1 protein-coding gene is annotated in these 655 nt (G+C 45.6%); it reads right to left on the reverse strand.

Going from position 1 to position 655, the window contains the following annotated elements; all coding sequences use genetic code 11:
• The coding region (locus IRQ95_RS21950; protein ID WP_194439923.1) for a transposase at positions 1–655 on the reverse strand (655 nt) is incomplete at both ends.

Here is a 655-nt window from a genome sequence, read left to right on the forward strand (position 1 = left end):
ATGTGGTTTTATAAAGCAACTCCTGACCATTCGGACATTGGTAGCTGTCTCTTTGCGCGTCGTAAGTAAAGTGTTTCTTTTTGAACGTATTTTTCGTTCTCGATGGGCGTCGATAACCGAACACGCCAAGAATACCTCGACGTTCAAGTGACTCCGCCACTGGAGCGGTAAAGTAGCCTGCATCCAGTCCAACAGCTATCGGGTTCAATTGGAATGTGGCAAGCGTGTAATCTAAGCGTTGAACGTAAGGTTGTGAGTCATTGATGTTACCTGCGGTGGTATAAGTATCGATGATAATTCCGTGCTGACCATCAACGGTTCTATGGTCGAGATAGAAGAAGCCTTGTGGCTTATTATCCCGAGTCATGAAGCCACTCTCTGGGTCAGTGGTGCTGGTTTTAGTATTCTTTATTTTTGACTCTGATCCGCGAGCCTTAAGCGGCTTCTTACCCGCTATTTCTCGGTCTAACGCAACGTCTTCATCCAGCATATCAAGATAGGCACTCGCGCGAACCGCCATGACTTTATTGGTATGTTTATTCTTGTTAGCGTTCGCTTTGAGATGAGTACTGTCCGTAAAGAACTCTTGCCCCGCGACCAAGCCTTTCGACATGGCTTGCTCTACGATATTAATAAAAATACGTTCGAATACATC

It is taken from the genome of Vibrio fluminensis, from assembly GCF_015278125.1.
Taxonomy (GTDB): domain Bacteria; phylum Pseudomonadota; class Gammaproteobacteria; order Enterobacterales; family Vibrionaceae; genus Vibrio; species Vibrio fluminensis.